Origin of the sequence: Nocardia implantans (assembly GCF_035544775.1) — a bacterium.
Lineage (GTDB): Bacteria > Actinomycetota > Actinomycetes > Mycobacteriales > Mycobacteriaceae > Nocardia > Nocardia implantans.
This window is the reverse complement of the sequence record NZ_JAYKYQ010000007.1, coordinates 341,052-366,853: the sequence shown is the minus strand read 5'-3', so window position 1 is coordinate 366,853 and position 25,802 is coordinate 341,052. Positions and strand designations below refer to the sequence as shown.

Here is a 25,802-nt window from a genome sequence, read left to right as displayed (position 1 = left end):
AGCGACTTGCACACGCCTTGTTGGCGTTGCGTCAACAAATGTCCACTGCTGTTGGCGGATTGTCAATATGGTTCCCGCCACCAGTTGGCGATCTGCCAATAGATCTGCGGAACCGGTGGGTGCCGGGCCTGGCTCAGCCGCGAGAGGCCTGCTCGCGGCGGGGGTGCGTCCACGGCGATGCGGGCTGGCGCACCATGGCGTTGATGCGATTGAAAGCGTTCATCGCGGCGATGAGTGAGATCAGCGCGGCGAGCTGCGTTTCGTCGTAATGGGCGCGGGCGCGCTCCCAGGTCTCGTCATCGACGCGCCCGCCGTCGGCGAGCCGCGTAGCGGTTTCGGCCAGTTCGAGGGCGGCGCGTTCGGCGTCGGTGTAGACCGCCGCCTCCCGCCACGCGGGCAGTAGGTGGAGCCGCTGTGGATCCTCGCCTGCCGCCAGAGCGTCCTGGCTGTGCAATCCGACGCAGAACGAGCAACCGTTGATCTGGCTCACTCGGATGCGCACCAATTCCTGGGTCTTCGCCTCCAGTGAAGATTGGGCGATCATGCGGTGAGCCGCCTCCATCGCGGGTAGGAACGCCCGGAACAGCGGATTGCGGCGATAGTCGAGCCGGGGACGCATCACGGAACTCCTGAGATAAAGAGAGAGTATTTCTCTTACGATATCGAACGCGGATGTATCCGGCCGTGTAAGCATGCGAAAAGGTAAGGCGCACAACGTATCAGCGAGTCGATCGGGGTGGCTGCGACCGGATCCGGCGGATCGCGCCGCGCGGGCACGTGTCGTGAACCCGACGCGGTGGCGGATTTGAAACAGCCTCCGGCGGAAGGGAATCGCGCCACCGCTGTACAGACGGGCATGCGTCTGTTAGCAAGGAGGGATGGGTCTGTCTTGAAGATGCAGGGTGGCCCGGTATCGAGCGCGCTACGCGCGAAATGAATCGAGTGCCAGATGAGCACAGAATTGCACGGTCTCGACGGCGGCGCCGCGACGTCCTCGGATGGGTGGAAAGACGCCCTCCTCGGACTCGACGCCACCTTCGAACACCGCGGCGACGCGACCATCGTCCACGCCCATGGTGAAGTCGACGCCTACACCCTGCCCGCGTGGCGGCGACTCCTACGCGAGGCGACGACGACCACCGCGGCGCCGGGGCCGATGGTGATCGACACCACCGGCCTCCGCTTCATGTCCGGCCGCTCGCTGGTGGTCTTGGCCGAGGAGGCCGAGGCGTGTTCGCGCCGTGGCATCCGTCTGCGGATCGTCGGTAACCGGCTGGTCGTGGGCCGCGTCGTGGCCGTCCTCGACCTCCACGCGCTTCGGCCCGTTCACTCCCGCCTCGAGGATGCGCTGGCCGACTCGCCGCCGAGCGGGCGATTCCACGGAATCGGGCCACGGGCGTCGTGGCGCGGGCATGCCGGCGCGGCGGAGCGACACCCGCTCTGACGCCGCGTGCCGCACGGCCGGGGTTCCGCTAGGCGGAGCCCCGGCCGTGCGGCACATGGAGGCTTGACAGGCGACGTGTCAGCAATCACACTTTGCGAAGAAAGTTGACATGACTGTCACGTCATTATCAGTTAGTCAGGAGGCATCGGTGCCTGCAGTTCCCGATATGCGCACGCTCGGGCGAGAAGTGAGCAACTGGGGTCGCTGGGGGAGCGACGACGAGCGGGGGACCACGAATCTCATCACGCCCGATCGGGTGGTAGCCGCGGCCGGATTGATCCGGACCGGTGAGGTCTTCCATCTCGGCATTCCCCTCGACGGTGACGGTCCACAACCCGGCGGCCTGCGGATCAACCCCATTCGGCTGATGTCGGAGAACGGGCAAGAACAGGTTCTGCCGGGCGGGTTCAAGTGGGCGGACGATTACGTCTTCATGCCGCTGCAGGCGGGGTCGCAATACGACTCGCTCGCCCACGTGCACTACGACGATCAGCTCTACAACGGCTTCTCCGGCTCCGGCGTCACGGTCAAGGGGGCGGAGAAATGCGGCATCCACACCCAGGCGGCCGGCATCGCCGGTCGCGGCGTCCTGCTCGACGTGGCGCGGGCGCGCGGGGTGGACTGGCTGGAGGCGGGGACCGCGATCGGTCCCGATGAGCTCACCGCGGTCGCCGAAGCCCAAGGGGTCACCGTCGGCTCCGGAGACATCCTGCTGATCAGGACGGGATGGCGCAAGAAGTTCCTCGCCGATCGCGACGCGGCCGGGTTCATGGCCGGTGAGCCGGGACTGGGCCTGAGCTGCGCCACCTGGTTGCGCGAGCGCGATGTGGCGGTGGTCGGCTCGGACAACTGGGCGGTCGAAGTGATGCCGGGCGAGAACCCCGGCGGAGCGTTCGAATTGCACATGGTCCTGATCCGGGACATGGGACTGACCCTCGCCGAAATGCTCGACTTCGAGGCATTGGCCGAGGCGTGCGCCGCCGACGGCCGCTACGAGTTCTTCTACGCGGGCCCACCGTTGCAGTTCACCCGCGGGGTCGGCTCTCCGATCAACCCCCTCGCGATCAGATGAGGCGAGTGATGACCGTTGTGTGGACCCGGAGGGGTGATGTGAATGTTGGTCGGTGACATCATCGAGTACGGTGCGCGCAAGCACCCGGATCGGCTCGCGCTTCGCTTCGAGGACGAGCAGATCGATTACCGGCAGTTGCGCGATCGGAGCCGCCGCCTGGCGAACGCTCTGCTGCAGGTCGCCGCGCCGGGAGACCGCGTGGCGATCCTGTCGGGCAACTGCACCGAGTATTTCGACTGCTATTACGGCGTTCCGATGGCCGGAATGGTGCTCACGATCCTGAACTTCCGCTCACACCCGGATCAGGTGGCGGCATTGCTCCAGCACTCCGGCGCGAGCGTGCTGATCGTCGCGGCGGAATTCGCCGACGTGGTGCGGCGTATTCGCGATCGCATCCCCGGCGTGCACACCATAGTTTCCATCGGCGCCGCCGAAGGCCTGCTCGGATGGGAGGGATTCGCCGGTGGCGCCCCGGCTTCGGTTCCCGCGGTGCGCCCGGACGCGGATGACACCGCCTGGCTGGTGTACACGAGCGGGACGACCGGAATGCCCAAGGGAGTGATGATCAGTCATCGCAACCTGCTCACCGGGATCACTTCCTCCGCGTTGCACTGGGAGCTGCCCGAAGACACGGTCTTCTTGTTCTGCTTCCCGCTGTGCCACGTCGGCGGATACGTCACGGTGCTCAACCATCTGCTCGGCGCGACGGTGGGTTTCCTGCGGGCCTACGACAACGCCACCTTCCTGCGACTGGTACGCGAATGGCAGGTCACGCAGACCGGGCTCGCTCCGACGATGATCAGCTTCCTGCTCCGGGATCCCGCGCTGGACACCCGTGCGCTGGAATCGCTGCAAGCGATCGGCTACGGCTCCGCGCCGATTCCGGCGGCCGTGCTGCGGGAGGGACTGGAGCGTTTCGGATGCGACTTCTATCAGGGCATGGGCATGACGGAACTGTCCGGCAATGTCCTGCACCTCGATGTCGCCGCCCATCGCCGCGCGGCGGCCGGGGAAACGGGCCTGCTCGCGTCGGCGGGAAAGCCCATGCGGCTGGCCGATATTCGTGTCGTCGACGACGACCGCAACGATGTCCCCCTCGGCACGGTGGGTGAGATGGTGGTGCGCGGTGATCAGGTGACCGTCGGCTATTGGAATGACCCGGAGGCGACCGCGGACGCGTTCACCGACGGTTGGTTCCACACCGGTGACCTGGTCCGGCAGGACGAGGAGGGCTTCGTCTACATCGTGGACCGGAAGAAGGACCTCATCATCAGCGGAGGCGAGAACGTCGCGTCGCTCATGGTGGAGCAGGCGTTGTATCGCAATCCCGCCGTGGCCGAAGCTGCCGCGATCGGCGTACGTGACGACACCTGGGGCGAGGTGGTCTGCGCCGTCGTGGTGCTGCGGGACGGCGCCGTCGCGGAAGCGGCGGATATCGTCGCCGGTTGCCGCGAGCACCTGGCCGGGTTCCAGGTCCCCCGCCGCGTCGAGTTCGTGGACGCACTGCCGAAGAACGTGACCGGAAAGATCCTCAAACGCGAACTGCGCGAACGGTTGTCCCGTGTGAGTGAATCGGCCTGAGCATCGGTCGTGACGGCTCGACCGGCTCGGAGGACTGCCTCGCGTACCTCCGAGCCGGTCGAACGGCTTTCGGCGTTCCCGAGTCCGTGACCGCAGCCCGGTGCAGGTGGGCGGCGAAGTCGTCGGCCCGGGACGAATTCATCGGAGTCCCTGGTGGACTCGTAGTCCAGGAGCAGTCGGTCCGGGTCGAACCGAGGGTAATCCGCGCCGGGATGGAGCCGCCGGTCGAGTGCTGGGCCGGATATCGGATCTGTCGCCTCCGGAGACCAGGTGCCCCGGTTCATCCGGTCTCGTCGGACGCCACAGCGTGCGGGTGCTGTCGTTCACGGCCATGCGCGTCGTCTCCGCGTCGGAGTTCGTCTGGACGATCGCCTCACGGTAGGCAGTTGCCGCCCCGGAAGCCGGCGAGTTTTCCTCGCCGACCGGCGACACCGCGATCCGGCCGCCGTATCGGTGGATCGAAGGCGGCGCGGTGGTGGAGGTCGCCGCGAGATCGCGCCGTACCTCCGCCACCTGTACGCGCCTCTTCCCCGTCGCGCAGTTGGCCGGCGTCAGCGCTCGGAAGGCAGCTCGTCGGAAGGGGTCCGGTGGTGTTGCGGATTCGCGACTCGTAGACGCGAGAGCACGGCGGCCGAGACCGTCCGGCGAACGGCCTCGGCCCGGTACGGCAGTTCCCCGGCACGCAGTTTCTCGGCCAGTTCCGCTTCCGACGCGCAATGTAGCCCATCCAGCAGCTCCGCCACCCGGGACGTGGCGCCGGCGTCGCGTAGTTCGCGGCCGGATATCCGCAACAGGGAGACGCAGATCCGCAACAGATAGCGCTGCCGCTCGCGGTCTTCGGTCAGAGCCGGGCCGATGTCATCGGTCAAGGTCTCCGCGACCAGGTCGAGTATCTCCGTCACGCCGGGGCGGTCGTGGACGCTGGCCTCGGTAGTCGCGGGGCGATTGCCGTGAGCGGTTGTGTCGAGCAGATCGAGCGCGTCGATGAGGTCGTATTCGGATTCGCAGACCCGGCGGCCGATCGCCGCCAGCTCGAGTGACCGCTCCGCGCCGCCGAGGTGACGTTCGGCTTGAAACCTGCTGAGGATCAACCACTTCAGCGTGCCGAACACCTCCCACCAGTGCAGTTCCGCGTCCGACGGACGGTCGCCGGTGGCGCGCTGGTAGCCGTCGAGAAGTTGTTCGCGGGTGCCGAGACCGGCCACGGGCGCGGGCGCGCCGAAGCGCCAGGCCCGGACGCACAGCCAGCCGAGGTCCTCGATGGGGTCGCCGAGATGGGCGAGTTCCCAGTCGAGGACGCCCCGGATGCCGGTGGGGTCGATCAGCAGGTTGCCGAGCCGGAAGTCGCCGTGTACCAAGCCTGCGGGCCGGCCCGGCGGGCGGTGTTCGCGCAACCAGAGCAAGCCGATCTCCACGGCGGGGCGGGGTTCGCGGATATCGCGATAGACCCGCTCGATGGCGTCGAGGGGATCGGCATCGTCGAGCATGGTGAGCGTGTCGACGGGAGTGCGGTGGATCAGGCCGAGCACATAACCGAAGTCTTCGGCGATATGGCCGCGAACGTTCTCGAACTCCGTATTCCGCTGCAATTTCCGGGGGATCGACTCGCCATCGATCATATTCATCAGCAGATAGGGCGCGTCGATGCCCGGTGCGGAGTCGCCGCTGGCGAGGACTTCGGGTACCGGGACCCCGGCCGCCGCGGTGGCCCGCAAGCAGGCCGCCTCGGCGCGCATCCGGCCGATGTCGCCGTGGCCCGGCGGATCACGGCGCAGCACCGCGGCGAGCTGTCGTCCGGTCTCGTCCGTGGCGCGGACCGCGTACACCTCGCGGCTCGCGCCGCCGGTGAGCCTGCGTACCTCGGCGGCGGCCAGGCGCGCGCCGGTCGCCTCGCTCAGGACAGCGCGCACGCCGTCGGCCAAGGTCACCGCGGAGGTCGTCACAGCCACGGTGCGGCCCCGGGGTCGCGCAGCAGCCGCCGCGCGGTCGACATGCGGTGAACCTCGTCCGGACCGTCGTACACGCGGGCGTAGCGAGCCTGCCGGTACATACGTTCCAATGGCGTATCGGCGGTCAGGCCCAGTGCGCCGTGCACCTGGATGGCGCGATCGATGACGTCGTGCAGCATGCGGGCGCCCCAGAACTTCACCAGCCCCACCCGGACGCGGTAGTCGGCTCCGGCGTCCATCGCGCGCGCCGCGTCGAGGGTCATCAGCCGCGCGGCGTGGATCTGCGCTGCGGACTCGGCGATGTATCGGTGGATCTCGCCCTTCTCCGCCAGCACCGACCCGTGCGCGAAGCGGGTGTTCGCGCGGGCGCACATCAGCTCGTAGGCGCGCTGGGCCTGGCCGAGCCAGCGCATGCAGTGGAAGATCCGGCCCGCGCCGAGGCGGTCCTGCGCCACCACGAATCCCTTGCCGCGTTCGCCCAGCAGGTTCGCCGCTGGCACCCGGACGTCGGTCAGCCGGACTTCGTAATGATCGCTCGGGTCGTGCCCCATGGTCGGGATGGCGCGCACGATCTCGAACCCGGGGGTGTCGGTGGGAACGATGATCGCGCTGATGCGTTCGTGCCTGGGCGCGGTGCCGGGCTCGGTTCGCGCGAACACGGTGCAGAACGCGGCCTGCTCGGCAGCCGTGGTGAACCACTTGTGCCCGTTGATCACCCAGCTGTCGCCGTCGAGTTCGGCGCGGGTTTCGATCAGCGTGGGGTCGGAACCGGCGGCATCCGGCTCGGTCAATCCGACCGATGGCAGGATGTCCCCGGACACCATCGGTTCGATCCACCGGTCGCGCTGCTCTCGGCTGCCGTGCCGGTGCAGCATGAGGGTGTCCTGCATGGACACCGAGCCGACGGCGAGCTGGCCGAACTCGGAACGGCCGATGATCTCGTTGAGGTAGACGAAATCGAGGAACGGCAGGCCGCCGCCCCCGACTTCCGCCGGATGGCCCAGCGCCCACAGACCGAGCTCCTTGGCCCGCTCTCGCAGCCGTGCCAGCACCGCCGCGGCGGCAGCGCCGGGCACGGCGAGAACGGCCTCCTGCGGGATGACCTCGTCATCGATGAAAGAACGCAGCCGCGAGGCCAATTCGGCTACTCGGCCCGCGGGTCGGTCGTGGGTCATGCGCGACGCTCCCCGGCAGCGGTGGACACCTCGCGCAGCGGCCGGGTCGCGGCCGAGTCGACATATTCGTCGATCCGGGTGATGCGCCCGTCCCGGACCTGGACGAACAGGCTCGCCGGAACCTCGAGCGCGCCGTGGCCCGGCAGATGACCACGCAGAACGTGCTGCTGGGCGAAGCCGTCGGGGAGCGCGTAGCGGCGGATGTCCTCGTAGCGCAGATTCTCGACGGTGCGCGACAGCCAGCGCAGCACGCGCAGATTCTCGGCGACGGTCTGTTCGGTGCCGTCGTCGTTGTGCCAGATCCTGGCATCCGGCGCGTACAGGTCGGTCAGCGCCGTCGCGTCGCCTGCGCTGACGGCGGCGAAGAAACGATCGGCCAGTTCATTCATGGGGTGTCCTCTTCTTCGAGCACGTGCCGCGCGGGTCAGCGCCCGGCGGCGGAGGATGGGGCGAGGCGTCCGCCCGCGCGCAGCAGGTTGCTGTCGGCGGGCTTGCCGAGCAGGCGGGAGAGCAGACGCGCGGCGTCGAGGGTCGCCTCGAGGTCGATGCCGGTGGCGATGCCGCTGTCTTCGAACAGGTAGACCAGTTCCTCGGTGGCGAGGTTCCCGCTGGCGGCCGGGGCGAAAGGGCAGCCACCGAAACCGCCTACGGACGAGTCGAACCGGCGGATGCCGTGCAAGTAGCCCGACCACGCGTTGGCCGAACTCTGGCCGCGGGTGTTGTGCAGGTGCAGACCGAGGTCGATGCCGGGGGCCGCCGCGCGCACCAGATCGATCACCGCGCCGGTGCGGCGCGGGGTGGCGGTGCCGACGGTGTCGGCGATGGAGAGGCTGTCGGCGCCGGAGGCTATCGCGCGGGCGGCGATCGCGGCGACTCGCTCCGGCGGGGTGGGGCCGTCGAACGGGCAGTCGAAAGCGATGGCGATGATCACCTCCAGCTCGCCACCCGCGGCGTGGACCAGATCGGCGATGGGCGCGATGAGCGCAACCGATTCCTCGCTCGTGCGACCGACATTCGCCACGCTGTGCCCGTCCGAGGCCGAGACTACGTACTCGAGCCGCGTCATGCCCGCCGTGAGCGCTCGCCGGACACCGCCGACCCCCGCCACCAGCGCGGAGAAGACGACACCGGGCCATCGATGCAGCTGGGCGGCGATGGTCTCGGCATCGGCGAGTGCCGGAACCGCCCGGGGCGAGACGAAGGAGGTGACCTCGATACGGCCGACGCCCGTCGCGACGAGCGCATCGATCAGCTGGAGTTTGGCCTCGGCGGGGATGGGCGCTTCGATCTGCAGGCCGTCGCGCGGCGCCACCTCCCGGATCTCGACCTGCGCGGGCGCGGTCACGCGATCGTGCCTTGGGCGCGCAGCGCGGCGAGCCGGTCCCGGTCGTAGCCGAGCAGCCCGGCGAGGACCTCGTCGGTGTGCGTGCCAGGGCGGCTGGGACCGCCCCACCGCACACCGCCGGGTGTGTCGCTGAGTTTGGGGACCACCCCGACTCCTTTCACCGGGACCGGATCGAACTCCTCGTCGGCGGGCCCGACGGAGGGATCACGATGGTCGACGAAGATCTCGCGGGCGATGAACTGGGGATCGGTCATCACTTCGGCGACGGTGTTGACCGGACCGGCGACCACACCGAAGCGGGCGAGCAGGTCGATGAGATCGGCGGCGGTGAATCCCGCCGCCCACTGCGCGATCAGTTCGTCGAGTTCGTCCTGATGTTCGCCGCGCGCGGTGTGGTTGGCGTATCTGGGGTCGGTGGCCAGCTCCGGCCGCTCCATCGCCGCGGCCAGCCGCCCGAACACGGTGTCCTGGTTGGCCGCGATGATGACCCACAATCCGTCCTTGGAGCGGTACAGATTCGAGGGCGCGATCCGGTCGAGCCGGGTGCCCGACGGCTGCCGGACGTGTCCCGTCTTGTGATAGTCGGGGACGGTGGATTCCTGAATGGCGAGCGACGACTCGGTCAGGGCGGCGTCGACGATCTGCCCGCGCCCGGTGCGTTCCCGCACCAGCAGCGCGGCGAGAACGCCTTGGCAGGCGAAGAGCCCGGCGAGACTGTCACCCAGGGACAGCGCGATCCTCGGCGGCGCCTGTCCCGGGAAGCCGTTGAGGTACCGCAGCCCGCTGACGCCCTCGGCGACAGAGGCGTAACCCGGTCGCGACGCATAGGGGCCGGTCTGCCCGTAGCCCGATACCCGTGCGAGCACCAGCCCGGGACTGATCGCGGACAAGACGTCGTAGCCGAGCCCCCAGCGCTCCAAGGTGCCCGGACGGAAGCTTTCCACCACCACGTCCGCGGTGCGCACGAGTTCCAGGAAGACCTCGCGCCCGGCCTCGGTGCGCAGATCCAGGCTGACGCACCGCTTGTTGCGCGCGTGCACCGACCAGAAGTACTGGTGCCCGCCCGCGGCCTGCCCCCACTCGCGGAGCGGATCGGGGCGGTCGGGGGCTTCGATCTTGATGACGTCCGCGCCGAGATCACCGAGGAGGCGGCCGCAGTACGGACCGGCGATCAAGGTTCCCAGCTCGAGCACTCGGTACCCGTCGAGCGCGCCGGGGGGCGCGTCCGCGCCGGGCTGAGCCTCCGTTGTCATGATGCCTCCTCGGGGAATGGCGACATGGTGGGATCGGTCGCGGCAAGCGACGCGCCGGTCGGCTCGCAGGCACCGAAAAGCCCACTCGAGTAAGGGTTCTTGGATAGAGCGAGGGTCGGTCAGCGCTCCTGATCGAGGCCGAGCGCGCCGACGCACATCTGGTCGAGGGTCTCCAGCAGCGCCTCTTCGTTCGCGTCGTCGCCCTGGATCAACCACAGATACAAGGTGTGATCGACCATCGCGGCCATCGCGCGGGCGGCCAGCTCCGGGTCGAGATTCGCGCGCACCAGGCCTTCGGACTGCCAGCGGGCGATCGCGCGCGCGGTCCGGTCGATCAGCTGGCGGCGATGCTCGTGCCGCAGCAGGCGGAAGTCGTCGTTGATGGTCGCGACCTGCTCGATGATCGCCATCATCAGCGCGTTGCGCCGGTATGCCCGGTAATACGACCGGTTGGACGCGATCAATTTCTCGGCGGGCGACAGATTGCCTTCCGCCGGTTCGCGGCGGTGCATGTCCTCGAAAAGCCGATTGCTGAGCTCGCCGAAGACATCTTCCTTCGATTCGAAGTAGCGATAGAAGGTGCCGTAGGAGACCCCGGCCTCCTGGGCGATGTGCTCCACCCTGGCGTCGAGGAAACCGACTGTTTCGAAGACCTTCCGCGCCGCGTCCAGCAGCGAGTCGCGCGTCTTGCGTCCTCGCGGGGTCAGCGTGTCCACCGGGGCGGGGGAACTATTGACAGATGACTTCGCCACGAGACAGACTATTCCCGAAGATGACATGACTGTCAAGTCATCTTTTGTCCGGCCATCGGTGCCGGATCGGTTGCGTCGGCGACCATTGTCGCTCATCGGAAGGATTGCCATGAACGCTCCCAATTCGAAATACGAACTGCGCGGAATCAATCACCTGGCCCTGGTGTGCTCCGATATGCGCCGAACGATCGACTTCTACAGCGGAATGCTGGGGATGCCGTTGATCAAGACCATCGAGCTGCCCGGAAATCTGGGGCAGCACTTCTTCTTCGACTGCGGTAACGGCAACACCCTGGCCTTCTTCTGGCTGGCCGACGCCCCCGACGCCGCACCGGGCGTGGCGGCGCCCAGGGGCCTGCCCGACGCGGGGGAACTCCTCAGCGCGGTCGGCTCGATGAATCATGTCGCCTTCGCCGTTCCGCCGGAGCGGTTCGACGAGTACTACCAGCGGCTGCGCGAGGAGGGCATCGAGGTCAGCCGCGTGCTCAACCACGACGACAGTCCGGCCGGTGTGTCGCGAGACGTGCACCCGGGGACGTTCGTGCGTTCGTTCTATTTCCAGGATCCCGACGGCGTGCTGCTCGAATTCGCCTGCTGGACGCGGACGTTCACCGAGGCCGACGTCTCCCACGAGCCGAAGACCGCCGCCGACCGCCGCGTCCCCGCGTCGCGCTGAACCGAAAGAAGCGTCATGCCCCGACTGCGTGAAGTGCCCCGCGCCGAAGTCACCGACGAGCGGATCCTGTTCTTCTACGACCGCCTGTTCGGCCCCGACAAGGACCCAGCCGTCGATCACGGCACGATCCACGCCACGCCCGGCGACTGGTGGACGGTGTTCGCTCAATCGCCGGAGGTATTCCGGCACGCCGTGCGCGGTTTCGCCGTCTACCGCAACGCGACCCTCGATCCGGCCTTGCGCGAATTGGGGCAGAGCCGGGCCGGATACGCCCGCGGCAGCCAGTTCGTCTTCTCTCAGCACTGCAAGCAGATGCGATCGCTTGGCGTGCCCGAGGAGAAGATCGCGGCGATCCCGCACTGGCAGATCAGCGATTGCTTCTCCCCGCTGGAACGAGCTTTGCTGGCCTACACCGACGCTCTCGTCTACGACGGAGGGCGCGTTCCGGACGAGGTGTTCGCGGTGTTGCGGGCCGAGCTGACCGATAGGGAGATCATGGAGTTCACCTACATCACCACTCTCTACGACATGCATGCCACCATCTGCCGGGCGCTGCGCCTGGAATACGACGACCGGCCGGAACCGGTGGCGGAAGTGCGGCTGCCCGAGGGTGTGGAAGCCAGGGATCTGTCCGCGGATCTGTCCGGAACCTGATCCGTTCGGGCGCGCCACGGTGGCCTAGGCCGGTTCGGCGGATCGGATCGCCGCCTCGAGCGTGCGCAATGCCGCGGTGAGCACGGCGCGTTCGTCGGCGGCAAGCCGGTCGGTGAACGCGGTCTCGTGCTCGAGCAGGGCGGGGACGACTCGTTCGATGCGGCGATGGCCGTCCGGCGTGAGCGTGACCAGCACGCCGCGCCGGGTGGCCGAGGTCGGTTCGCGGATGATCAGCCCGGCCGCTTCGGCGCGGGCGAGGCGCTGGGAGATGGCGCCGGCGGTGACGAGGCTGCGGGCGGCGATCTGGCGGGTGGTCAGCTGGTAGGGCGGCCCGGATCTGCGCAGGGTGCTGAGCAGGTCGAGGGTCGATTCGTCGATGCCGAGCCGCTGGAGGGTGCGCTGGCGCTCGTCGGTGAGGAGCTTGGCTACCCGCCACAGCGGCGTCAGGATCTCGATCGACTCGACCCGCGCGCCGGGCAGCTCGCGCCGCCAAGCGGAGGCGATCTGTGCGGGTGACGGTATCTCGTCGTGTGTTTCGTACGTCATTGCCGGAATTCGCTCTCCTCGTTACATTTAGTGCTAAATATAGCGAGAGGAGACGAGAATGCGCGGAACGGTCGTCGTCACCGGGGCCAGCGGGGGAATCGGCCGCCGGGTGGCCCAGCGGTTCGCCGCAAGTGGGGCGGACGTGGTGATCACCGGGCGATCGCCGGAACGGGTCGAGCGGACGGCACGCGAGCTCGGAGCGCGTGGGATCGTCTGCGACGCGGCGGTTCCGTCGGAGGTGGAGCGTTTCGCCGAGTCGGTCGGGCCCGAAGTCGATGTGCTGGTGAACATGGCCGGCGGGAACACCGATCTCGCCGCGGGAAGCGCCGATGCGGCGTCGCTGGCGGAGGTGGCCGAGCGATGGACGGCGAACCTGTCGGCGAACCTCCTGAGCGCGGTCCTGACGACCTCGGCGCTGCGGGAGCGACTGCGACCCGGCGGGGCGGTGATCAACGTCGGCTCGATCGGCGCCGAGTACGCCGCCGGGTCCTACGGCGCCGCGAAGGCGGCGCTGGCGGCATGGTCGGCCGGGCTGTCGGCGCAGCTGGCGCCCAGCGGCGTCACGGTGAACACGGTCGCGCCCGGCTACATCGAGGACACCGACTTCTTCCAGGGGCAGCTGAGCGAGCAACGACGCACCTCGTTGATCGAGGCCACCCATGACAAACGCGCGGGTGATCCGGATGACGTCGCCGGGCTGATCGAGTTCCTGGCCTCGCCGCACGCCAGGCACATCACGGGCCAGACCATTCACGTCAACGGTGGCGCGCACACGACGAGATGAGAACCGGCGCGCGGGCCGGTTGCGTTCGCGCTGATCGCAATCCTGTCGGTGCGCCGCGGCCTGCGGTTGAATCCGGTATCACCTCCGTCCGCAGTGGTGCCACGACATTTCGGCTCGAATCGTGAACGGCACCGGACCGGGGACGGGCACGGCTGCAGACGAGGAGCACCACATGACAGCGCAGGCCGCCGCGGCAACTCCGACCGACGCCTTCGTGGCCGACTGGCAGGACTGGCACCGCGGGCAAGAAGCGCGGCTGGCCGACCCGCACGGTTTCCTGGCCATCACGAATCTGCACTGGCTTTCGGAGACGCCGCAGCGATTCCCCGACGCGCCGGGCGCTTGGTCCACCGGCGCCGATGGCGTGACGGTGGTTCTCGACGACGGTGACGAACTGGTGGTCGACGGCACACCCGTGCGCGGCAGGCATGTGTTCGGGGTCATCCCGGAACGCGGTGGGGTGAACGCCGTTTGGGGTGACGCGGTGATCGAGGTCGCCAAGCGCGGCGGGCACGACATTGTCCGCCCGCGGCACCCCGGCAACCCGCTGCGCACGGCGTTCCGCGGCACGCCCGCGTACCCGCCACATCCCGAGTGGGTGGTCACCGGGCGGTATGTCGCTTTCCCGCAGCCGCGGCCGACCACGGTCGGCGCCGCTGTCGAAGGACTGGAACATGTCTACGAGGCGCCGGGCCAGGTGGAGTTCGAGCTGGACGGACGGCCGCTGCGCCTGACCGCCTTCCCCGGCAAAGACCCGGGCGGCCTGACCGTGCTCTTCACCGACGAGACCTCCGGGGTCACCACCTACGCCGCCAACCGCGTGCTGCAACTGTCGCCGCCGGAGGCCGACGGATCGGTGCGGCTCGACTTCAATCGGGCCGCGAACCTGCCCTGCGCCTACACCGATCTGGCGACCTGCCCGTTGCCGCCCGCGGAAAACCGGCTCCCGCTCGCGATCGAAGCCGGTGAGAAGCTGCCGTACGAACGCGGCGGAGTTCGATGAGCGACACGACGCCCCGGATCAGGACATTGTCGTTCCTGACGCCGGGCAATTATCCCGATGACGACCCCTACTCCGGGCTCGAGGACACACTGCGGCTGTTCGAGTACGGCGAAAGCCTCGGTTACGACGGTGCGTGGATCCGGCAGCGTCATCTCGAGCACGGCGTCGGGTCGGCGGCGGTCTTCTTGGCCGCCGCCGGTCAGCGCACGAGTCGAATCGAGCTCGGCACTGCTGTGATTCCCATCGGCTACGAAAGCCCGTTCCGGCTGGCCGAGGATCTGTCGCTGGCGGATGTGCTGTCGCGGGGCCGTTTGCAGGCCGGATTCAGCGCGGGCACACCGCCGCACGCCGACTTGATCGGCGATCTGGTCTTCGACGGGGACTGGCGTACCTACGATCTGTCCTACGGGCGGATCGCCCGGCTGATCGAGAACCTGCGTGGCGACTACCTCGGTGCCTCCGATACGGTGATCCACTCCCCGGGCAACACTCAGCGGCCCCGGCTACAGCCGCACAATCCGGGCCTGATCGACCGGCTCTGGTACGGCGGCGCCAGCGGCCGTTCGGTGCGCTGGGCGGGGGAGAACGGCCTGAACCTGCTGACGGGGAACATCGTCTTCGGCGAGCACAGCGACGATTTCGCCACTACTCAGTCGAGCCTGGTCACCGAGTATCGCCGGCTGGTGGATCCGGCCGGGCCCGCCCGGGTAGCGGTGGGGCGGGTGATCGTCCCGTTCGACAGCGCCGACCGCGCCACTCGCGAGCGGTACCGCCGATACGCGGCGAGCAGGCACGAGCGCACCCTCGCGCCACAGGGGGAGCGGCGCGTCCTGTTCGCGCCCGATCTGGTCGGACCCGCCGTGGAGATCGTCGACCGGCTGCGCGCCGATCCGGTGCTCGCGCAGACCTCGGAGCTGCGGCTGGAACTGCCGTACGAGTTCCAACGCGCCGACTACGAGCAGATCCTGCACGACACCGTGAAGCTGATCGCCCCCGCTCTGGGCCGTCGGCCGACGACCGGAGCCGAGCACGACGCCGGTGCGGTGACCGCGACCGCTTGATCGGTTGTGTCCGCGGGCTTGCGTGACGGTCACCGATCGACGCGGCGGTGGCCGGTGATCCAGGTATCGGTGAATTCCGCTTCCGCGGCGAGCACGTCGCGGAGCCGGGCGACGACCGCGCCTTCGATCCTCCTGCCGAACAGCGGGATGCCGACCTCGGCCGCACCGTCCACGATCGCCACCGCGGCGGTGCCGGACTCGGTGAGCCGGACGGTGCCGCTCACCCGCGCGGGCACTCCTTCGACGCGAGCGTCGAAACTGCCGCCGTCGCGGGCGTAGATCTCGGTGCGGGTCACGACCAGGCCCTCCGGTCGCACCGCCGTGACGACGCCGGGCAACTCCGCCGCCGCGACGGTCTGCGTCATGCGCACGCGCACACGGTCGTCGGCGGCGTCGAAGGCGACGAGCACTCCGCCGACCTCATCGACCCGGTCTTTCCAGTACTGCTCGTCGGACAACGCCGCGCGAAGCGCCTCGGCCGAATGGGAGTAGGTGGCCGTGTACACCACAGGGGTCGCCATAGCGGCACACGCTACCCGCCACGCGGCGCTCCCGAGCCGCTGAATCGCCGGGGCTTCCTACCGGGACGGGCCCGATTGTGTTGCGGACCATCGTGTTCCACGCAGGCACACCATGCCCGTATGCTTCCGCGGTGCCGCAGCTGGGGACGGCTCAGCGTAGCGATAGTCAGATTTCCTGAGACTATCATCAGGCCATCGGCGCGGTGGCCCCGCCTCAGATCGGGCAGCCGCCCGCCGTGCTCGTGGGCGGCGCGAAGGAGTCCAGCGCGAACCTTCGGTGGTAGCGGACCAGTTTCTCGTACTGCAGGCGGTTGTAGGCCAGCGGGAGCAGCAGCAGGCGATCCGGCAGCAGCCGCCACGCCGCCCGCAACAACCAGACGTACACCGCGAACTCCCGGTGATGGCGCTGTTTCAGCTCGAAGCCGACCATGTCACGGACGCCGGGATGCATGACCTCGGCCGAGCACACCTGGATCACGTGACCGGCGAGAGGACGCAGCAGCAGCCACAACGGCATGAGCACGGTACGAGCCAGCGGCGGCAGCCCGAGGGTCGGCAACGGCAGCCGGGTCAGGCCGGCGAACTGCTCGACCAGGAACGGGTTCGCGGCCAGTTCCCGCTCCACCATCGCGTCGTAGTATTCGGTCGCCGACGCGAGGTCCTGCGGCAGCTTGCCCGACCGCGCGGCCAGTTCCAGCCCGGAAAACCCTTCCCGCAGCAGCTGATAGGCGGCTTCCTTCTCCTCCGGCCGCAGCACCGTCCCGGTGCAGTAGGTGAACGTGTTCAGCGCGACGAACATTCCGCTGACCCCCACCCAGATCCACGTCTGCGGATTGAGGGCGCTGTAGCGGACATCCCGATAGTCGCCGCGGCCCCGGCCGTGCACGTCACGGTGGCGCTGCTTGAGCCATTCGGCCTCGGCCAGCCGGTCGGCCGGATCGCCCCACATCGCCAGCAGCGCCGAGAAACCCGAACGCACGCCCCGGTCGGCGAAGTTCGCGGCGAAGCGACCGGTGCGGTCGACGGCGGCGGCGACGGGGACGAGCGCGACCTGATCGAAGGCGGCGCCGGCGAACACGCCCGACAGCACACTGCCGGTGTGTTTGCGGAACTCGGCGATGACCTCGGGGCGCACCCGATCGGACAGCGCCGCTGCGGTGGCGGGCTCGGAAACAACGGGCAGCTCTGCGTTCGTTGCCATGGGTCACCTCTGAACTACGGGTGATAGTGACATAGCTTCAAGACTATCATTTCTGGAGTGGTACGACGAGATCCGCTGCGACGGGGGCGGTGGAAGAGCCGATGGTGGTGGCGAGGTGACGCGAACGATGCGCGGTAGGCTCACGCCGATGAGGGCGCAGCGAAACGATTCGAGCAAGCCCGAGGCGAGCACCCGGCGGGACAAGGCCGCGGATGACGTCGGCCCGGCCGGCCCGCACGCCTCCGTGCGCCCGCAGGGACGCGGCGGTGAACAGGCGGTCGCGGAGTTCCTGAACGCGGTGGGCGACGCGTGGGCCGATCTCACCGCGCTGGATGCCCGATCCCGTCGCATCGTCGAGGCCGCCCGCGACTGTTTCGCCGAGGTCGGCTTCGAGGAGACGACGATGGTCCGCATCGCCGAGCAGGCCGGCGTCGGCGTCGCCACGGTCTATCGCCGTTTCGGCACCAAATCGGCCCTGGTCCGCTATGCCCTCATGGCCGAATCGCAACGCGTCGGGATCATCGTGGCGGAGGCGGTGCAGCGCTCGGCGGGGCCGGTGAGCGCACTGGCGGAGATGTTCTCGGCGTTCGTGAGCGAGGCGAAGGCCCCACGGTTGCTGACGCGCAGCCTCCGCGTCTCGTCCGCCGCAGGGGAACTCACCCGCTTCCTCACCGGCGACGAATTCATCGAGCAGGGAAGGACATTGGTCGCGCGCTTCATCGTGCACTGGCAGAAACGCGGCGAACTGGGTGTCTTCGATGCCGAGGTGGTCGCCGAGCTGTTCGTCCGCCTGACCATGTCGTTCATCTCGAACCCGCACGGCGCGCTGCCGCTGGCCGACACCGCGGCGGCGAAGGAGTTCGCCCGGCGTTTCCTCGCCCCGTTGCTTTTCCCGCATCCCGGCGGCGGTTAGCCCGTTCCGGCAGCGGCTACTGCTTGGGACGCACGCGATACGCCGCGGATTTCAGTTCTCGCTGCTTCATCCGCTCGATGCACCGGTGGTGCTTCCTGGCGTGGTAGGCGATGGGAAAGTAGGTGAGTCGCTCCGGCAGCACCCGGTAGGCGAGGCGGATGACCGCGTAGATCCGTTCGAGTCGTCGTTGCTCCTGCTCGCTCCATTCCACCCCGATCATGGCCCGCAGGCGCGGATCGAGCATTCCCACGATCGAGAGATAGTTGAACCGCAGCAGGGGACGAGCCAGCCCACGCGCCAGGGAGCGGACCGGGAAGGGCAGCGCCCGCAATTGCTCGCTGTCACCGGAGCGCAGGTCGGCGAACTGCTGCCGGACGTCGTCGGTGGCGCACAGGACATCCGACACCATGTGCTCGTAGTAGGCGTCGAATTCCGCCCTGGTCTTCGGATAGCCCTTCATCGGCACGCGCAGGATCCGCGCGATGCGGATGTTGTCGGCGAGTAGATCGTCCAGCTCCGTCGCGGTGAACTCGCGTCCGATCAGCAACGGCCCCGCCTTGGCGGTGGTGACGTAAGCGGTCGCGATGACCCATTGGTACGCCTCGGGGTTGAGGGCGCTGATATGTCTGCCCTCCGCGTTGCGCATGGTCAGCGGCTCGTGCAGGGAACGCAGCCGTTTGCCCTCGTCGATGGCCTCCATGCCGCCGTAGGTCCAGCGCAACACCGAGTCGACCGAGCGGATAGCGCGGCCGAGCGGATCGGTGCGGGCGACGGAATACCGGTCGACGACATCGCGGATCACCGGATGCAGCCCCTGCATCGCGAACGCGGCGCCCTCGACCACCAGATAGGTCCAATGGCCGACCATTTCGGCGGTCATGGAGTCCGGCGACACCAGTTCGATGGGTTCTCCGTCGACCGTCACCACCCTTGCGGCGGCCGCACCGGGGCGCGCGGCTTCTATCGTGCTGGTGGAATCGCGTGAGGCTCTGGTCATCATCTTCTCCTGTCTCATGGACTGCGAAAGCGGATCGCGCTTCATCGGGGCGCCGGTGCAGGCGCGGGGGTCGGTGCGGGCAGATCGGGAGTCACGCCGCCGACGTCGGTGATGGTCCAGGCGGCCGCGCGGTTGAGCGTGACGGTGTAGGCGGCGGTGGCGGTGACGCCCTCCGGGGTCTGTCTGCTGCGCGAATTCATGTCGACGAACACCTGGACCACGAACAGATCGCCGTCGCGGCGCGAGACTTTCGCGGCGAGCAGTTTCGCGGTCGCGGTGTATTCCATCTGCGACAACCACGGCCCGACGACGTCGACGGCAGCCGAGAGCTTCGGCGCGAGTTGCTGACTCACGCCGGCCTGCAAGGCTTTGCGCCATCCCTCGATGTCACCCGGGCGTACCTGCGAGACATTGAGCGCGTACGACGAGGCGGCCTGTTCGGCGGCGGCGTCCACGGCCAGCTGCGCGCGCAACGACGCCAGTTCGTCATCGGAACCGGCGCTGAGCCGCCCGGCGGCGAAAGCCACCGCGGTCACGACGGCGGCCGCGACCACGGCGGCGGTGGGACGGGCCCATCGACGGAGTGCGCGTATCCCGCGAATGCGCCCGACTCGTGGTCCCGCGGGTTCGCTGGAAGTATCCGCCGGTTCCGCATCGTCGGCAGCGGCGCTTTCGGATGTCGTGCCGTCCGGCGTCGTCCGGCGGATCCGGTCCGTGGTGCTCATCGTTCTCCTTCGTCGGCCTGCGCTGTCCGGAGGGTGATCCGCAGGCGGTCGCCGGGCAGTGCGCTGAGGGCGCGGTCGAGCAGGGTGGCCATGTCGACCGCCCCGAGCGCGGGCCCGGCGGCTGAGGACACCGGCCGCAGCGCCACCCCGAGCGCGCCGAGTTCGGGCGCGAGCCGGCTCAGGAAGTCGACGAACTGCTGTTCCTCTTCCCGCCACGAGCCGAGCACTTCACGGCCGCGCAGCAGGGCCGATCCCTCGAACAGGTACTGGTAGGACACGCCGAGCGTCGCGCCGAACCGGTCGAGTTGCGGCGGCGCCGCGGTCAGCGCGGGCCGCACCCAGTCGGCGTCGGGCATGAGCCGCAGCAGATTGCGCAACACCGTTTCCAGGGACGGCTCGTGCCGAGCGAGCGTGACCGCGAGCAGTCCGGCGGCCCGCTCGATCGCCGGAGCCACCTGCGGGGCGTGCTCGACCGCCGCGGCGAACGTGTCCACCAACCGGCTGATCGCGGCCGCGTCGGCCTGGTCGAGCAGCCGCGCCGAAGCCGCCAGCAGTTCCGGCACGGTGGCGGGCGTGTCGACCGAGCCGGCGAGTTCGTCGCCGTCGCGCAGGTAGCCGGCGCGGCCGGGCTCGCCCGGTAGGAAGGCGAAGACCGGTTCGCCCAGCGCGGAGAGGTTCTCGATCTTCATCACGCTGTTCACCGGGATCGGGCGGGCACGGTCGTAGGACAGCCGCAGCCGGACACCTCCTGGCACGCTGCGCACCTCGTCGACGGTGCCGATGTCCACGCCGCGGTAGACGACGGCCGAGCCGGGGCGCAGGCCGGCGGCGTGGTCCATCCGGACCGTGACATGGTCGCGCGCGGCCATCGGTTCCAGGTCGAGGACACCGAGCACCAGGTAGCCACTGCCGAGCGCGGTGACCACCGCGAGCGCCACGCCGGACAGCCAGGCGGGAATCCTGGTCATGGCAGGACTCCGATCAGCCGGAGCAGGATCAGCGCGTCCACATCGCGGTCTGGACTGCCCGCGAGTCCGACCCGCCGCAGTTCCAGCGCCGGATTGCCCAGGAACGGAACCACTTTGCCGGACAGCAACTCCGCGAGCAGCGCGCCGTTGCCGGTCCAGACGGCGGCATCGGGCGACGGGTCCCGCAACAGCACGGCCGTTCGCTCCAGCGCGTCGTTGAGGTGGGGCAGCCGGGGAATGAGCCAGTCCAGCCCGGTGGTGAGCGTGTTGACGTCGATCACGACGTTGAGCACCGCGGTCATGAATTCGGGGACACGGCCGAGCCGCCGCGCAGCCGTTTCCGAGAAGAGGAATCCGACCTCCTCGCGCATCTGGTGCAGCCGCCGCGCCAATTGATCGGTGGCGGCGACGATCCGGTCGATGTCGCCGACACCGTCGGCCGCGGCGCCGAGGTCGGTGGCTACGCGGCCCGCCAGTCCACTGGTCTCGGCCGGATCAGCGGGGAGGACGCGGTCGAGTTGTTCGACGGCGTCCTGCATCCTGGCGGCGCTGCCGCCGTTGACGAACGCCGCCATCCGCTCGAGTATCTGCTCGATCTGCGGGCCGGTGTCGGTGTCGCGCAACGGAATGGTGTCCCCGTCGCGCAGCAGTGCGACCGCGTCGCCGGGCGGCGGCAGCAGTGCGAGGTAGATGTCGCCGAGGACGGTGTTCTGCCGCAGTTCGGCGCGCGTTCCCACGGGCAGGCGCACGTCCGAACGCACGTCGATGTGCGCGACCGCGGCGTGCGGGAGGAGATCGATCGACCGCAGCCGGCCCACGTCGGCGCCGTCGCTGCTGACCCGGGCGCCCGCGGGCAGGCTCAGCACGGACTCGAACTCGACCGCGAGGCCATAGGCGGGTCCGTCGACGCCGGTGCCGGGCAGGGCATGGTCACTGGGGTCGAAACCGCAGCCGCAGGCGGTGAGCAGCAGGGTGACGATGCCCGCGAGCAGCAGCCGCGGACCACTCGGCCGTCGCCATCCGTTCATCGTGCGCCTCCGACGGTCGCGAGAACGGCCAGTGGCAACGGCAGCTGGGCCACGTGCGCCGAAAGCGCCTGACAGGTAGGCGGATCCGGCACCGATGCGCACAGCGCCGTCGCATCGGCCGCGCCGAGAACGACGGCGGGCGGACGATAGTCGAAGCTGAGGCCGGACCCGTCTTCGATCATGCTGCGCAACATCGTCATGACCCCCGGTATGGCCGCGAGCAGATCACGGGATTCCTCGGCTCTGGTGCGCGCGAGCGTCACTATCGGCACCGAGGATTCGAGGATCTCCATCAGGTAGGGGAAGTGGTGGTTGAACAGCCGGTCGAGCGGGCCGATCGCCGCCGCGAGCTTGCCGACCAGGATCTTGACGATCACCAGCGTGCGTTCGAGCAGTTCCAGCCCCGGCCCGAAGGTGATCAGCGAGGTCTTGATGTCGCTCCATTCCGCGGCGACGAACCGGCTCAGCTCGGCGGAGTTGTCCAGTAGTTCGCCGAGCTGGGCCAGGAACGCGTCCGGCGCGGCGAGCAGGTCGGACAGCTGCCGCAGCTGCTGGTCGACGGCGGGGCCGAGTCCGCGCAGTTCGCGGTCCGTACCGTCGAGCAGGGCCCGCAACGGCGTCGCGCCGTCCGGTCCGGGACGGGTCAGATCGTCGAGGAGTCCGGTGAAGGAGCCGAGCGCGTCGGAGACGCTCACCGGCGTGGCCGTGTGGTCGGGCGCGACGCAGTGATCCGCGGGCAGCGCCGGTCCATCCCGCACCGGCGTGTCCACCAGTTCTACGCGACGGTCGGTGAGTATCGAGGAATTCATCACCACGGCCCGCATACGAGCCGAGAGCGGGCGCTCGCCGATGGTCATCTCCACCCGGACGTGTCGGTGGTCGGGCACGAGCGCTCGCACCTTCCCGACCGCGACACCGCGGATCGTCACGGGCGCGTCCGGATAGAGCCCGAAGGTGTCGTCGAACAAGGCGCACACCGCACGGGTGTGGCGCTCGGCGTCGTGGATCGCCGCGCCGGCCACCGCGGTCACCGCCACCGCGGTCGCGATCAGGATCGCAGGCGCCCGGCGTCGTCCGCTCTGCATCGGCCACATGATCAGCACCCCGCTCCCGGGACCGGAAGACAGACGTCGGGGCGGCGCACGGTGAGGCCGCTCTGATCGATGAGCGCTCGACCCTCCGGTCCGGCCAGTCCGGCGAGTTCTTCCATGGTGTGGGTCATCGCGGCGATGACGGCGTCCGTCGAACTCAGCAGCTCGCGGCTCAGATCGCGGCTCTGCTCCAGTGGGAAGAACAGCGGTTCCAGCTTCTCGGCGTAGGGACCGGCGAGGAAGTCGAACAGCAGCCCGACCACGGCGGTCACTTTGTCGGCGAAGATCTCGACCTTGGATCGCGCCGCCACGATCTGCGGTCCGAGCACGGCGTAGGCGCGGATCACCTCGGTGGCCAGCATCTCGTTGTCCCGCGCGGTCGCCAGGTATTCGTTGGACAGGGCCAGCAGCCCTCGGACCTGATCCTTCTGCTCGGCCAGCGCGCCGACCACCGCACCGAGCGAGGACACCGCCTGGCGAACCGCGCCGGGGGCGTCGGTGAGCGCGTGCGCCGCGGCGTCGAGCGTCTTGCGTAGCGACTCGGTGTCGATCTGGTCGGTCACCCTGACGGTTTCCGGCATCAGCTCGTTCACCAGGAACGGCAGGTGCGCGCGCTCCATCGGAATGGGCGCGCGCAACGGCTGCGCGCCCGCTGGCAGCAGCGCCAGGTACAGCCCGCCCACCGGGGTGAGCATCCGCACGTCCACGGCGGTGCGGTCACCGAGACGTTGTTCGGATCGCACGATGAATTCGACCTCGACGTGATCCTCGCCCAGTCGGATCGACAGCACCCGGCCCACCTTCACGCCGGCGATCCGTACGCTGTCGCCGGTGGTCAGTCCACCCGTTTCCGGCAAGTGCAGCCGATAGGTCACAGAGTCCGGCGGGCGGAGATACAGCACGCCCACCGTCGTGAAAGCCAGTGTGACAGCGATGACGCTGATCAGCGCCCACGTCAATTGCGTTCGGGGAGAAGGGGTTTCCGGCCCGAGCGAGACGACGGGACGCGCCGGGACCAATCGCATCACCGACTCCCTTCGCAAACGGTCAAGGGGCGGCCGTGGAGCAGCACGGCCGCCGTGATCGGCAGTGCGACCGTGCCGTTCGAACAGTGCCGGGAGGGCTCGGAGCGGGGGATCAGCGCGTTGAGCGCTTCCAGCAGGCCGGGCAGGGCCGACAGCGCGCGCACGGCGGCGGTGGTGTCGGGGATGGCCTGGTGGATGCGTTCGGTGAGCGCGTCGGAGCTGTCACGGGCGCCGAGCAGCAGCCGCGCGAGTGCCTCGGCGGTGCGGACGATCTCGGTCATCTCGACCGAACCCTTGTCCATCAGGCTCAGGAATTCCTCCATCCGGCTGGCGACCGGCATGAAGATGGAGTGGAAGACGCGCAGGATGTTCTCCAGATTGGCCGAGCGTCCGCGCAGCCGCTGCGACAGCGCGTCGAGATTCGCGACGATGGTCGCGATGACGGTGGTGCGGTCCTCGGCGTAGGCGGTCAGCGTGGCGAGATCGCGCAGCAGCGGAGCCATGTCGCCGTCGCTGCCCTCGACCATCGCGACGAGGTGGGCGGCGAACCTGTTGTACACCTGGGGATCGGCCTCACGCAGCAGCGGGCGCAATCCGTTGAACACGGTGGTGATGTCGAACGAGTCGACCGTGTCGACCACCGGTTGGGCCGGGTCGAGGAACGCTCCTCGCCCCTCGGCGGTGACCGCCAGATACCGCTGACCGGTGAGATTCTGGAAGCGGACGGCGATACGGTCGGTGCTGCGCAGCCGATACCGCGACAGCAGGGTGAAGCGGACGGTGGCGCGATGATCGGCGGTCAGCGAGATGCCGGTCACCTTGCCGACCTGAACGCCGCGCAGCCGCACGTCCGCGTTCTGCTGCAGTCCGAAGACGTCGCCGAATTCCGCGTGGTACTCGGTCGTCTCGCCGCCGACCGGCCGGTGGATCGCCTGCACGACCACGGTGACCACGGCGATCACGACCAGCAGCAACAGCAGCAGGCGCACGGCGGCGGCTCGTGGTGTCCTCATCGCGGCGCACCGCCCGTGGCCTGGACCGGGAAGCGGAACGCCGGCACCGCCGCGATCAGCACCTCGACGTCGAGCACCACCCGGTCGTCGCGGCGGTGCAGCGCCCCGTCGATGCCGGCGGCCAGATCGTGCAGCTGTCGCGGCGTGACTCCCCGCATCGCCCGATCGAGCGGGATCACCAGGTCCAGCAGCATGTCCACCGCCTGCGAGGTGGGGCCGAGCGCGCCGACCAGTTGTCCGGCGAAGGCGAACACGAGGTTGGAGACCTCGGAGATGGTGTCGGAGGCCTGGCGGGTGCGCAGGTCGTCGTCGAGTTCGGTGACCGACGCCAGGGCCGTGAGGATGCTCAGCGCCGACGGGGTGAACGCACCGACGCCTTCGGCGACATCCGCCGACTCGCGCAGCAGGTCGGCGAGCGGGCCGGGCCGGGCGCGCTGCCAGGTGCGCGCGAGCAGCAGGGCCGAGGTGAGCATCGGAGCCACCGCATCGGTCAGGCTCGCCGCGTTCTCCAGCGACGTCGTCATGCGGGAGGTCAGCACGTCGGCCACGGCGCGGCCGGAGTCGCGCAGGATCCGTGTCACGGTGAAGTTGTCGACTCGATCGCCGATATCGAGCGTCGCGCCCGCGGCGATCGGGTCGCCGCCCGGCATCGGGACCAGTTCCAGCGCGGTCGATCCGAAGACGTTGGCGGAGACGAAACGGGTGTGCATGGTCGTCGACAGCTCGGTCAGCCGCGGCGCTTCGACGCCGACTCGCACCCGCTGCCGGTCGGGGCCGATCGGCTCGATCGCCTCGACCGAGCCGATCGTCATGCCGCGCAGCCGGACCGGCGTGTGCGTGCCGACGCCGTCGCCGATGCCGGTCATCACGAGGTCGAAACCGGCCAGGTCCGCACGGGCGGGCTCGGAGGTGCGCCAGACGGCCACGGCCAGCACGGCCAGTGCCGCGAGCAGCGCCAGCCCGCGCAAGCGCAGACCGGCGGGGCCGGGACCGCGAACCGAGAACTGCGCCGCACGACTCATGAC

Annotated in this window: 27 protein-coding genes; 9 read left to right on the top strand and 18 right to left on the bottom strand. The window is 69.1% G+C overall.

Features of this window, described 5'->3' with window-relative positions:
• Nucleotides 1-133 precede the first annotated feature (133 nt).
• On the bottom strand, nt 134-619 hold the full coding sequence (locus U3653_RS19215; protein ID WP_195081102.1) for a carboxymuconolactone decarboxylase family protein: 486 nt from the start codon (nt 617-619) through the stop codon (nt 134-136).
• 330 nt (nt 620-949) lie between these two features.
• On the opposite strand from U3653_RS19215, the gene U3653_RS19210 reads away from it, so the two are divergent.
• The 3 genes from U3653_RS19210 to U3653_RS19200 all read left to right on the top strand — a co-directional run bounded on the left by U3653_RS19210 (nt 950) and on the right by U3653_RS19200 (nt 4,097).
• A complete protein-coding gene (locus tag U3653_RS19210) occupies nt 950-1,444 on the top strand; it encodes an anti-sigma factor antagonist (RefSeq protein WP_195081103.1) in 495 nt (164 codons plus the stop codon).
• 166 nt (nt 1,445-1,610) lie between these two features.
• Nucleotides 1,611-2,516 carry a cyclase family protein gene (locus tag U3653_RS19205; protein ID WP_195081409.1) on the top strand — a complete coding sequence of 302 codons (906 nt, stop codon included), beginning with the start codon at nt 1,611-1,613 and terminating at the stop codon, nt 2,514-2,516.
• Nucleotides 2,517-2,558: 42 nt separating this feature from the next.
• Nucleotides 2,559-4,097, top strand: a complete 1,539-nt coding sequence (locus U3653_RS19200) for a long-chain-fatty-acid--CoA ligase (RefSeq protein ID WP_195081104.1) — start codon at nt 2,559-2,561, stop codon at nt 4,095-4,097.
• Nucleotides 4,098-4,648: 551 nt separating this feature from the next.
• Here U3653_RS19200 and U3653_RS19195 read toward each other — a convergent pair.
• The 6 genes from U3653_RS19195 to U3653_RS19170 form a co-directional block, all read right to left on the bottom strand.
• Nucleotides 4,649-6,040, bottom strand: a complete 1,392-nt coding sequence (locus tag U3653_RS19195; protein ID WP_195081410.1) for a phosphotransferase — start codon at nt 6,038-6,040, stop codon at nt 4,649-4,651.
• The gene (locus U3653_RS19190) at nt 6,037-7,221 is read right to left on the bottom strand and encodes an acyl-CoA dehydrogenase family protein (protein ID WP_195081105.1); all 1,185 of its coding nucleotides are present in this window, start codon (nt 7,219-7,221) and stop codon (nt 6,037-6,039) included. The genes U3653_RS19195 and U3653_RS19190 overlap by 4 nt, the downstream gene beginning before the upstream one ends.
• A complete protein-coding gene (locus tag U3653_RS19185; RefSeq protein WP_195081106.1) occupies nt 7,218-7,610 on the bottom strand; it encodes a nuclear transport factor 2 family protein in 393 nt (130 codons plus the stop codon). The genes U3653_RS19190 and U3653_RS19185 overlap by 4 nt, the downstream gene beginning before the upstream one ends.
• 35 nt (nt 7,611-7,645) lie before the next feature.
• Nucleotides 7,646-8,566: a hydroxymethylglutaryl-CoA lyase gene (locus U3653_RS19180; protein ID WP_195081107.1), complete on the bottom strand. Its 921-nt coding sequence runs from the start codon at nt 8,564-8,566 to the stop codon at nt 7,646-7,648.
• Nucleotides 8,563-9,819: a CaiB/BaiF CoA transferase family protein gene (locus U3653_RS19175; RefSeq protein WP_195081108.1), complete on the bottom strand. Its 1,257-nt coding sequence runs from the start codon at nt 9,817-9,819 to the stop codon at nt 8,563-8,565. Before U3653_RS19175 ends, U3653_RS19180 begins: the two co-directional genes overlap by 4 nt.
• A 119-nt stretch (nt 9,820-9,938) precedes the next feature.
• Complete coding sequence (locus U3653_RS19170) at nt 9,939-10,571, bottom strand: TetR/AcrR family transcriptional regulator (protein WP_195081109.1); 633 nt, start codon at nt 10,569-10,571, stop codon at nt 9,939-9,941.
• A 109-nt stretch (nt 10,572-10,680) separates the two neighbouring features.
• Here U3653_RS19170 and U3653_RS19165 point away from each other — a divergent pair, with 109 nt between their 5' ends.
• Together U3653_RS19165 and U3653_RS19160 are read left to right on the top strand one after the other, a co-directional pair.
• The gene (locus U3653_RS19165) at nt 10,681-11,247 is read left to right on the top strand and encodes a VOC family protein (protein WP_195081110.1); all 567 of its coding nucleotides are present in this window, start codon (nt 10,681-10,683) and stop codon (nt 11,245-11,247) included.
• A gap of 15 nt (nt 11,248-11,262) precedes the next feature.
• Complete coding sequence (locus tag U3653_RS19160) at nt 11,263-11,901, top strand: carboxymuconolactone decarboxylase family protein (RefSeq protein WP_195081111.1); 639 nt, start codon at nt 11,263-11,265, stop codon at nt 11,899-11,901.
• A gap of 24 nt (nt 11,902-11,925) precedes the next feature.
• Here U3653_RS19160 and U3653_RS19155 read toward each other — a convergent pair whose 3' ends face one another.
• Entirely contained in the window at nt 11,926-12,447 is a 522-nt protein-coding gene (locus U3653_RS19155; RefSeq protein ID WP_195081112.1) for a MarR family winged helix-turn-helix transcriptional regulator, read from the bottom strand.
• A 58-nt stretch (nt 12,448-12,505) separates the two neighbouring features.
• On the opposite strand from U3653_RS19155, the gene U3653_RS19150 reads away from it, so the two are divergent.
• The 3 genes from U3653_RS19150 to U3653_RS19140 all read left to right on the top strand — a co-directional run bounded on the left by U3653_RS19150 (nt 12,506) and on the right by U3653_RS19140 (nt 15,295).
• Nucleotides 12,506-13,231: an SDR family NAD(P)-dependent oxidoreductase gene (locus U3653_RS19150; RefSeq protein ID WP_195081113.1), complete on the top strand. Its 726-nt coding sequence runs from the start codon at nt 12,506-12,508 to the stop codon at nt 13,229-13,231.
• A gap of 172 nt (nt 13,232-13,403) precedes the next feature.
• The gene (locus U3653_RS19145) at nt 13,404-14,234 is read left to right on the top strand and encodes a DUF1684 domain-containing protein (RefSeq protein WP_195081114.1); all 831 of its coding nucleotides are present in this window, start codon (nt 13,404-13,406) and stop codon (nt 14,232-14,234) included.
• Nucleotides 14,231-15,295: an LLM class flavin-dependent oxidoreductase gene (locus U3653_RS19140; protein ID WP_195081115.1), complete on the top strand. Its 1,065-nt coding sequence runs from the start codon at nt 14,231-14,233 to the stop codon at nt 15,293-15,295. The genes U3653_RS19145 and U3653_RS19140 overlap by 4 nt, the downstream gene beginning before the upstream one ends.
• A gap of 29 nt (nt 15,296-15,324) precedes the next feature.
• Here the strand turns inward: U3653_RS19140 and U3653_RS19135 are convergent, their stop codons facing one another.
• On the bottom strand, nt 15,325-15,816 hold the full coding sequence (locus U3653_RS19135; protein WP_195081116.1) for a DUF2505 domain-containing protein: 492 nt from the start codon (nt 15,814-15,816) through the stop codon (nt 15,325-15,327).
• 214 nt (nt 15,817-16,030) lie between these two features.
• The gene (locus tag U3653_RS19130) at nt 16,031-17,017 is read right to left on the bottom strand and encodes an oxygenase MpaB family protein (RefSeq protein WP_195081117.1); all 987 of its coding nucleotides are present in this window, start codon (nt 17,015-17,017) and stop codon (nt 16,031-16,033) included.
• Between the two features lie 148 nt (nt 17,018-17,165).
• Here U3653_RS19130 and U3653_RS19125 point away from each other — a divergent pair, with 148 nt between their 5' ends.
• A complete protein-coding gene (locus U3653_RS19125; protein WP_195081118.1) occupies nt 17,166-17,930 on the top strand; it encodes a TetR/AcrR family transcriptional regulator in 765 nt (254 codons plus the stop codon).
• Nucleotides 17,931-17,946: 16 nt separating this feature from the next.
• Here U3653_RS19125 and U3653_RS19120 read toward each other — a convergent pair whose 3' ends face one another.
• From U3653_RS19120 to U3653_RS19085, 8 genes are read right to left on the bottom strand one after another with little or no spacing between them, the layout of a single operon-like run.
• Nucleotides 17,947-18,927, bottom strand: coding sequence for an oxygenase MpaB family protein (locus tag U3653_RS19120; RefSeq protein WP_195081119.1), 981 nt, complete (start codon nt 18,925-18,927; stop codon nt 17,947-17,949).
• 41 nt (nt 18,928-18,968) lie between these two features.
• Nucleotides 18,969-19,652, bottom strand: a complete 684-nt coding sequence (locus U3653_RS19115) for a hypothetical protein (RefSeq protein ID WP_195081120.1) — start codon at nt 19,650-19,652, stop codon at nt 18,969-18,971.
• A complete protein-coding gene (locus tag U3653_RS19110; protein ID WP_195081121.1) occupies nt 19,649-20,620 on the bottom strand; it encodes an MlaD family protein in 972 nt (323 codons plus the stop codon). Before U3653_RS19110 ends, U3653_RS19115 begins: the two co-directional genes overlap by 4 nt.
• Nucleotides 20,617-21,648 carry an MlaD family protein gene (locus tag U3653_RS19105; RefSeq protein WP_195081122.1) on the bottom strand — a complete coding sequence of 344 codons (1,032 nt, stop codon included), beginning with the start codon at nt 21,646-21,648 and terminating at the stop codon, nt 20,617-20,619. The genes U3653_RS19110 and U3653_RS19105 overlap by 4 nt, the downstream gene beginning before the upstream one ends.
• Nucleotides 21,645-22,733, bottom strand: a complete 1,089-nt coding sequence (locus U3653_RS19100; protein WP_195081123.1) for an MlaD family protein — start codon at nt 22,731-22,733, stop codon at nt 21,645-21,647. The genes U3653_RS19105 and U3653_RS19100 overlap by 4 nt, the downstream gene beginning before the upstream one ends.
• Before the next feature lie 11 nt (nt 22,734-22,744).
• Nucleotides 22,745-23,764, bottom strand: a complete 1,020-nt coding sequence (locus tag U3653_RS19095) for an MlaD family protein (RefSeq protein ID WP_195081124.1) — start codon at nt 23,762-23,764, stop codon at nt 22,745-22,747.
• On the bottom strand, nt 23,764-24,777 hold the full coding sequence (locus U3653_RS19090; RefSeq protein ID WP_195081125.1) for an MlaD family protein: 1,014 nt from the start codon (nt 24,775-24,777) through the stop codon (nt 23,764-23,766). The genes U3653_RS19095 and U3653_RS19090 overlap by 1 nt, the downstream gene beginning before the upstream one ends.
• Nucleotides 24,774-25,799, bottom strand: a complete 1,026-nt coding sequence (locus tag U3653_RS19085) for an MlaD family protein (protein ID WP_195081126.1) — start codon at nt 25,797-25,799, stop codon at nt 24,774-24,776. Before U3653_RS19085 ends, U3653_RS19090 begins: the two co-directional genes overlap by 4 nt.
• Between the last annotated feature and the right edge of the window lie 3 nt (nt 25,800-25,802).

What these genes read in the sequence shown, in the direction of transcription:
- U3653_RS19215 (WP_195081102.1), bottom strand. Translation starts at nt 619, where the DNA reads ATGCGTCCCCGGCTCGACTATCGCCGCAATCCGCTGTTCCGGGCGTTC.
- U3653_RS19210 (WP_195081103.1), top strand. Translation starts at nt 950, where the DNA reads ATGAGCACAGAATTGCACGGTCTCGACGGCGGCGCCGCGACGTCCTCG.
- U3653_RS19205 (WP_195081409.1), top strand. Translation starts at nt 1,611, where the DNA reads ATGCGCACGCTCGGGCGAGAAGTGAGCAACTGGGGTCGCTGGGGGAGC.
- U3653_RS19200 (WP_195081104.1), top strand. Translation starts at nt 2,559, where the DNA reads ATGTTGGTCGGTGACATCATCGAGTACGGTGCGCGCAAGCACCCGGAT.
- U3653_RS19190 (WP_195081105.1), bottom strand. Translation starts at nt 7,221, where the DNA reads ATGACCCACGACCGACCCGCGGGCCGAGTAGCCGAATTGGCCTCGCGG.
- U3653_RS19185 (WP_195081106.1), bottom strand. Translation starts at nt 7,610, where the DNA reads ATGAATGAACTGGCCGATCGTTTCTTCGCCGCCGTCAGCGCAGGCGAC.
- U3653_RS19175 (WP_195081108.1), bottom strand. Translation starts at nt 9,819, where the DNA reads ATGACAACGGAGGCTCAGCCCGGCGCGGACGCGCCCCCCGGCGCGCTC.
- U3653_RS19165 (WP_195081110.1), top strand. Translation starts at nt 10,681, where the DNA reads ATGAACGCTCCCAATTCGAAATACGAACTGCGCGGAATCAATCACCTG.
- U3653_RS19160 (WP_195081111.1), top strand. Translation starts at nt 11,263, where the DNA reads ATGCCCCGACTGCGTGAAGTGCCCCGCGCCGAAGTCACCGACGAGCGG.
- U3653_RS19155 (WP_195081112.1), bottom strand. Translation starts at nt 12,447, where the DNA reads ATGACGTACGAAACACACGACGAGATACCGTCACCCGCACAGATCGCC.
- U3653_RS19150 (WP_195081113.1), top strand. Translation starts at nt 12,506, where the DNA reads ATGCGCGGAACGGTCGTCGTCACCGGGGCCAGCGGGGGAATCGGCCGC.
- U3653_RS19145 (WP_195081114.1), top strand. Translation starts at nt 13,404, where the DNA reads ATGACAGCGCAGGCCGCCGCGGCAACTCCGACCGACGCCTTCGTGGCC.
- U3653_RS19140 (WP_195081115.1), top strand. Translation starts at nt 14,231, where the DNA reads ATGAGCGACACGACGCCCCGGATCAGGACATTGTCGTTCCTGACGCCG.
- U3653_RS19135 (WP_195081116.1), bottom strand. Translation starts at nt 15,816, where the DNA reads ATGGCGACCCCTGTGGTGTACACGGCCACCTACTCCCATTCGGCCGAG.
- U3653_RS19130 (WP_195081117.1), bottom strand. Translation starts at nt 17,017, where the DNA reads ATGGCAACGAACGCAGAGCTGCCCGTTGTTTCCGAGCCCGCCACCGCA.
- U3653_RS19125 (WP_195081118.1), top strand. Translation starts at nt 17,166, where the DNA reads ATGAGGGCGCAGCGAAACGATTCGAGCAAGCCCGAGGCGAGCACCCGG.
- U3653_RS19120 (WP_195081119.1), bottom strand. Translation starts at nt 18,927, where the DNA reads ATGACCAGAGCCTCACGCGATTCCACCAGCACGATAGAAGCCGCGCGC.
- U3653_RS19115 (WP_195081120.1), bottom strand. Translation starts at nt 19,652, where the DNA reads ATGAGCACCACGGACCGGATCCGCCGGACGACGCCGGACGGCACGACA.
- U3653_RS19110 (WP_195081121.1), bottom strand. Translation starts at nt 20,620, where the DNA reads ATGACCAGGATTCCCGCCTGGCTGTCCGGCGTGGCGCTCGCGGTGGTC.
- U3653_RS19105 (WP_195081122.1), bottom strand. Translation starts at nt 21,648, where the DNA reads ATGAACGGATGGCGACGGCCGAGTGGTCCGCGGCTGCTGCTCGCGGGC.
- U3653_RS19100 (WP_195081123.1), bottom strand. Translation starts at nt 22,733, where the DNA reads ATGCAGAGCGGACGACGCCGGGCGCCTGCGATCCTGATCGCGACCGCG.
- U3653_RS19095 (WP_195081124.1), bottom strand. Translation starts at nt 23,764, where the DNA reads ATGCGATTGGTCCCGGCGCGTCCCGTCGTCTCGCTCGGGCCGGAAACC.
- U3653_RS19090 (WP_195081125.1), bottom strand. Translation starts at nt 24,777, where the DNA reads ATGAGGACACCACGAGCCGCCGCCGTGCGCCTGCTGCTGTTGCTGCTG.
- U3653_RS19085 (WP_195081126.1), bottom strand. Translation starts at nt 25,799, where the DNA reads ATGAGTCGTGCGGCGCAGTTCTCGGTTCGCGGTCCCGGCCCCGCCGGT.